We start from the raw sequence: 6,298 nt of genomic DNA, 5'->3' as shown, positions 1-6,298 counted from the left end.
TCATGCTCGAACCCCACGGCTTCTTCAACCAAAACCCCACCCTGAACCTCCCCACCGAAAACCGCACCACCAACGGCGGCCACTGCTCCACCGGCAACGGCCACTAAACCAGCAGCAGGCGCTCCACCCGGAGCGGGAAACAATCACCAAACACACGGTCCCCGGGCGCTGCCCCACGGCAGCACCCGGGGACCACCTGCATCCAACCCCCAAAAAACTTCCTTAGTCTTCGGTCCCCGGTGCTGACGGCACCCCGCACCGGGGACCGAACCCACCCCCAAGAACCTCCCAAGCAGTAGGGCGTGATCGAACGTGTTCAACATCCCCGCACTCACCTGGACCCTCACCGCCGTCCTGCTCGCCGGCGGAACCTACCACCTCGTCCAGGCAGTCCGGTCCCGGCACCTCACCGACCGGGTCAACAACACCCTCCACGCCCTCATGAACGCCATCATGGCCGCCATGCTCTTCAACCTCGCACCCTCCACCATCCTCGCCCAGATCGGCCTCCTGGCCGGCGCGGCACTGTGGTTCATCATCCAGGCCGTCGCCCGCCCCGAATTCAAAATCCTCTGCACCGGCACCCAGGGCCGGCTCAAATGCGCCTACCACAGCCTCACCATGACCGCCGCAGCCGCCATGATCACCCTCATGACCCACCCCACCAGCCAGGGAACCGCCACCGGACACGGCACCGCCCCGGCCGGGCACGCGTCGACACAACTGCCGGGCGCCCACCACGCCATGACCACCACACCCCACACCACCACACCCGACACCGCAACAGCCGCCGCCTACGGCCACGCCCCCGCCATCCTGCTCACCATAATCTTCGCCGCCGCAGCAGCAACCTTCCTCACCCTCCTCCTGCGCCGCCGCCACGCCACCACAACCACCCACCACACCACCGCACGCAAACACCCCACCCGCACCGAACACGCCCTCGAAGCCCTCAGCGCCACCACCATGGCCCTCATGTTCGCCACCATGACCGCCTAGAACAGACCCCCGCCAACCCCGCCACCCCTACCCAAAAGGATCGTTAAAACCATCCTGAATTAGCGTTTCACCTACCCGGGAATGGCAGGACGATGGAAGTCAAGCCCCTCTCTGGACCATCTCAGGAGCTGAAGCAAAAACAGACCCACCCTTTTGGAAAGGCAGCCCGATGCTAAAAACCTCAGATTCTTGTCTCGATGCGTGGATGACCCGTGAGGCCCTCGCCGAGGCCATGATCCCGGTGATTGGCCGGCTGTACCGGGAAAACAACGTGGTCACCTCCATCCACGGACGCAGCCTGATCAACAAGTCCACCATGAACATCCTGAAGGCGCACCGCTTTGCCCGCCGGATCAGCAAGGACGAGTTGCCTCTGGAGGAGACGGCGCCGCTGCTGAACACGCTGGCACAGCTGGACCTGGGTGCCGCTGCCATCGACATCGCCCGCCTGAACCAGAAGTTCAAGTCCGACGGCGGCGACCTGACTTTGGAGGAATTCCTCCGCGCCGAACTGGCTGAGGTAGTGGGCAAGCGCGGAGCTGGTAACCGCGGCAGTACCGACGTCGTGCTCTACGGCTTCGGGCGGATCGGCCGCCTGGTGGCGCGCCTCCTGATTGAACAGGCGGGCGGCGGCCACGGCCTGCGCCTGCGCGCCATCGTGGTCCGACGCGGTTCCGACAATGATCTGGCCAAGCGCGCAAGCCTGCTGCGCCGTGACTCCGTCCACGGCTCCTTCGAAGGGACCATCCGCGTCGATACCGACGCCAACACCATCACCGCCAACGGCGTCCAGATCCAGGTCATCTACTCGGACAACCCTGCCACCATCGACTACACCGCCTACGGCATCCAGGACGCCCTCCTGGTGGACAACACCGGCCGTTGGCGCGACGCCGAGGGCCTAGGCCAGCACCTGCTGAGCAAGGGCGTGGCCCGTGTCCTGCTGACAGCACCGGGCAAGGGAAACCTGAAGAACATCGTCCACGGCATCAACCACCGCGACATCACCGACTCGGACCGGATCGTGACGGCAGCATCCTGCACCACCAACGCCATCACCCCGGTCCTGCAGGCGCTCAACGACAAGTACGGCGTGATCCACGGCCACGTGGAGACGGTCCACTCGTTCACGAACGACCAGAACCTGATCGACAACTTCCACAAGGGTGACCGCCGCGGACGCTCCGCCGCGCTGAACATGGTGATCACCGAGACCGGTGCGGCCAAGGCCGTGGCCAAGGCGCTGCCCGAGCTTGAGGGCAAACTCACCGGCAGCTCCATCCGCGTCCCCACGCCGGACGTTTCCATGGCCATATTGAACCTGAACCTGGAACGCGGCACCACCAAGGACGAGGTCAACAACTACCTGCGTGAGATGGCCTTGCACTCGGACCTGCGCAAGCAGATCGACTACATCGACTCCCCCGAGGTTGTCTCCACCGACTTCGTCGGCTCCCGGCACGCCGGCATCGTAGACGGCCTCGCCACCATCTCCAACGGCAAGAACCTGGTGCTCTACGTCTGGTACGACAACGAGTTCGGCTACAGCTGCCAGGTGGTCCGCGTCATGGAGGAAATGGCCGGCGTTCACCGGCCCTCATTCCCTGCGGCAGACGTCGTTGAGGCGGCTATGTCAGTGCTTGCCGCCGTGGGATCTGCCTAGCGTCCCCTCCTCCACCTTGGCGTTCTGCCTGTTAACCCTTCGAACCTGGATTTGAGCCGAAACATGAAAATTGGAATCCTCACCAGCGGCGGCGACTGCCCCGGACTGAACGCCGTTATCCGCGGCGCCGTCCTCAAAGGCATTGCCATCCATGGCCACGAATTCGTGGGGTTCCTCGACGGTTGGCGCGGAGTGGTTGAGGGTGACATCATCCCCATTCCGCGTACGCTCGTCCGCGGCATTGCCAAGCAGGGCGGCACCATCCTGGGCACCTCCCGGACCAACCCCTTCGAAAATGGCGGCGGACCGGATGTCATCAAGGCGCACATGGACCGCTTGGGCATCGACGCCATCATCGCCATCGGCGGCGAGGGAACCCTTGCTGCCGCCAAGCGCCTGACGGACGCAGGGCTGAAAATCGTGGGTGTCCCCAAGACCGTGGACAACGACCTTGACGCCACCGACTACACCTTCGGCTTCGATACCGCTGTGCAGATCGCCACTGAAGCCATCGACCGGCTGCGGACCACCGGCGAGTCCCACCACCGCTGCATGATCGCTGAAGTGATGGGCCGCCACGTCGGCTGGATCGCCCTCCACGCTGGGATGGCGGCAGGCGCCCACGCCATCCTCATCCCGGAGCAGAAGGTCGGCATCGAGCAGATCACCCAGTGGGTGAAGGAAGCCCACGCCCGCGGGCGCGCGCCGCTGGTGGTGGTGGCCGAAGGGTTTGTTCCGGAGCACTTGGAAAGTCCGCACTCCGAGCGCGGCTTGGACACCTTCGGCCGTCCCCGCCTCGGCGGCATCGCGGAGCAGCTGGCCCCGGAAATCGAAGCCCGGACCGGTCTCGAAACCCGTGCCACCATCCTGGGCTACATCCAGCGCGGCGGCGTACCGTCCGCGTTCGACCGTGTCCTGGCCACCCGGCTGGGCATGGCCGCCGTCGACTCGGTGGTGGAGGGACGCTGGGGCACCATGGTGGCCCTCAAGGGAACGGACATCGAACACGTGGGCTTCCAGGAGGCCCTCGGCCAGCTGAAGGTCGTTCCGCAGAATCGCTACGACGAAGCAGCGGTCCTGTTCGGCTGACGTGTCCTACAGGTTACGTGCCAGCCGCTCGCCCGCCTCCCGGGTGACGCTCTCGGGCACAATGGAAGGCATGACCCTCACGACTTTCGCCCTCATCCGCCATGGCCAGACCGACTGGAACGCGCAGCGCCGGCTGCAGGGGTCCAGCGATATCCCGCTGAACGACGTCGGCCGCGGCCAGGCGCGTGACGCCGTCGGCGTGCTGTCCGGGCAGGAGTGGGACACGATCGTATCCTCGCCGCTGAGCCGCGCAGCGGAAACCGCCGAACTGATCGCCGCCGGGCTGGGCCTCACAGTGGCCCGGCATGTGCCGGAGCTCACGGAGCGCAGCTTCGGACCCGCCGAAGGCCTGCAGGCCGGCCCGGAACTGGAGGCCCTGCGCATCCCCGGCGGCTTCCGCGGCGCTGAAAGCGATGACGAAGCGGCCTCCCGGGGCCTGGCTGCCCTGGAGGCACTGGCCGAGGAGTTCCGCGGCCGCCGCGTTCTGGTTGTCGCGCACGGAACGCTCCTCCGCCTGGCCCTCAGCCGTGCCATCGGCAGCACCCTGCAGAGCATCGACAACGCCGTGCTCAACCTCGCCCACCACCACGCCGACGAGGGCTGGCAGCTCGAATACTTCAACGGCGAACGGGTGGTGGAGGCCGCCCACAGCTGACGAATGTTGGTGCTGCCCCTGTCCCCGGCGGCCTGACAGGACTACCTTTCTCCTATGGACCGGGCAAGCAACAGGTGCACCGGGCCGGATAGGGGTTTCTACTCAACGAGGAGTGGACCGGGACATGAAGGCACGAACCATAGTCTTGGGGATCATCATCCTGTTGCTGGTCGCTGGCGGGGCGGCATTTCTTTACTTCAATAATCTTGGAGCCCGCGCCGCGGACTACAACCCCCGGATAACGCCGGCTGACTTCACGACGAAGATCACCAACAAGTACTTCTCGCTTCCCGTTGGCAAGAAAATGACCTACGGGACCGGCGGCAACAGGATCGAAATCGAGATTTTGAAGGAGACACGGGTCATCGAGGGCGTCGAAACCGTCGTCTACCTGGACAAGGAATTCACGAACGGGCAGCTCGTCGAGGAGACCAGGGACTATCTGGCCCAGCACAAGAACGGCGATGTCTGGTACTTCGGCGAGGACGTAAACAACTTCAAGGACGGGAAGCTGCAGGACCATTCCGGGAGCTTTATCCACGGCCAGGACGGCGCAAAGGCCGGCATCTGGATGAAGGCCGAACAGCGCGTGGGCGACACATACCGGCAGGAGTACTACCCGGGCCATGCCGAGGACATGCGGGATACCATCGCCACGGGCCAGACCGTCACGACGAAAATGGGCACCTACACCGGCTGCGTCAAGGTGGACGACTGGACACCGCTGGAGTCCAACTCGCGCGAGCACAAGTATTACTGCCCGCAGGTGAGCTCGATGGTCCTGGTGGAGGAATCCAACGGCAAACACGTGGAGCTAACGAACATCGACCTGCCGTAGGCAGGCATCCGGCTACCCCCAAGGATCGGCCCCGGGGGAGCGTGAAGGCCAGGGCCGGCATCCGGCCCTGGCCTTCATCAACTCCTCTTACCGGCGGACGTCGTCGACACCGTCAGTGTCGATGCGTTCCTTCCGGACTTCCTCATCGACGGTCACCTCGTCGGTCACCGTTTCCTTGTCGAGACGGACCCGCTCAACCGGGACGGTTTCCTTCTCGACGACGGGACGCTCCTCATGCAGCGTGACCTCATGTTCCTCCTCGCTGATGTCCGGGCCGGACAAGGCGGCACCCCGGTTTGCGTCCGTGATGGGTTCGCGCTCGATGCGGACCTCCTCGCGCTGGACCGGAACGGTGGTGGTGACGTTCTCCGTGGTGACATACTTGCGCAGCCTGGCCCGCCCGGTGGCCTGTCTTTCCGTGCCGACGTTCAGGCGCTCCTCGGACCGGGTCATGGCGTCATCAGTAGTGGGACCGGACGTATCGCGTCCCACCGTTCCGGCGGCGTCGGCCGTCCCGGACCGGGTGTCACTGTATGAGGCATCGCCTGCGTCGGCATAGCCTGCATCCGTGCGGGTGCCCGTTTCCGTGTAACCCTGATGCCCGTCGAGGCCGTAGTGGCTGAAGAGCCGGTCCTCTTCGGAGGGTTCGAGATGGCCGTCGGACTCCACCCTGGGCGCGTCTTTGACCTGGTCCTTCGTGTAGGGCACCACGATGTCGTCGCCTTCAATACGGGCCCCCTGCAGCGGGACAAAGGATTCGGACGTGCCGAACAGGCCGGTCTTGACCGTCACCCAGGTCGGCTGGCCATCGTTGTCGTCGGCGTAGACCTGGCCTACGGAACCGATCTTGTTCCCGTCTTCAGAAATGACGTTTCCGTTGCGCTGTAGCAGATCATCAATGTTTTCCGTGGTGAGCATGGCGTCTCCTTGGATTTCAGATGCTTTGGGTTCGCAACGCCTCACTGCAGGACGCCGCACCCCAATACAATAAGCATGCTTAGCATGCGCTTGGCAAGCATGCTTATTAATTTTCCGCTAACAGCCTTCGAAGCTT

General features: G+C 64.5%; 6 protein-coding genes. 5 read left to right on the top strand and 1 reads right to left on the bottom strand.

The window, feature by feature from the left end; translation table 11 throughout:
• Positions 1–312: 312 nt before the first annotated feature.
• The 5 genes from AC5RWD_RS15210 to AC5RWD_RS15190 all read left to right on the top strand — a co-directional run bounded on the left by AC5RWD_RS15210 (position 313) and on the right by AC5RWD_RS15190 (position 5,244).
• The gene (locus tag AC5RWD_RS15210; protein ID WP_494020801.1) at positions 313–999 is read left to right on the top strand and encodes a DUF5134 domain-containing protein; all 687 of its coding nucleotides are present in this window, start codon (positions 313–315) and stop codon (positions 997–999) included.
• Between the two features lie 169 nt (positions 1,000–1,168).
• Positions 1,169–2,662 carry a glyceraldehyde-3-phosphate dehydrogenase gene (locus tag AC5RWD_RS15205; protein ID WP_494020800.1) on the top strand — a complete coding sequence of 498 codons (1,494 nt, stop codon included), beginning with the start codon at positions 1,169–1,171 and terminating at the stop codon, positions 2,660–2,662.
• 63 nt (positions 2,663–2,725) lie between these two features.
• Positions 2,726–3,751: an ATP-dependent 6-phosphofructokinase gene (locus tag AC5RWD_RS15200; RefSeq protein ID WP_494020799.1), complete on the top strand. Its 1,026-nt coding sequence runs from the start codon at positions 2,726–2,728 to the stop codon at positions 3,749–3,751.
• A gap of 61 nt (positions 3,752–3,812) precedes the next feature.
• Complete coding sequence (locus AC5RWD_RS15195) at positions 3,813–4,406, top strand: histidine phosphatase family protein (protein ID WP_494020804.1); 594 nt, start codon at positions 3,813–3,815, stop codon at positions 4,404–4,406.
• A 124-nt stretch (positions 4,407–4,530) separates the two neighbouring features.
• Positions 4,531–5,244: a hypothetical protein gene (locus tag AC5RWD_RS15190; protein ID WP_494020798.1), complete on the top strand. Its 714-nt coding sequence runs from the start codon at positions 4,531–4,533 to the stop codon at positions 5,242–5,244.
• 87 nt (positions 5,245–5,331) lie between these two features.
• Here AC5RWD_RS15190 and AC5RWD_RS15185 read toward each other — a convergent pair whose 3' ends face one another.
• Positions 5,332–6,162: a DUF2382 domain-containing protein gene (locus AC5RWD_RS15185; protein WP_494020797.1), complete on the bottom strand. Its 831-nt coding sequence runs from the start codon at positions 6,160–6,162 to the stop codon at positions 5,332–5,334.
• Positions 6,163–6,298 lie beyond the last annotated feature (136 nt).

The sequence above is a fragment of the Arthrobacter sp. CMU6 genome (genome assembly GCF_059090205.1).
Note: the sequence above shows the minus strand (reverse complement) of the source record. Positions and strands in the feature narration are given on the sequence as shown.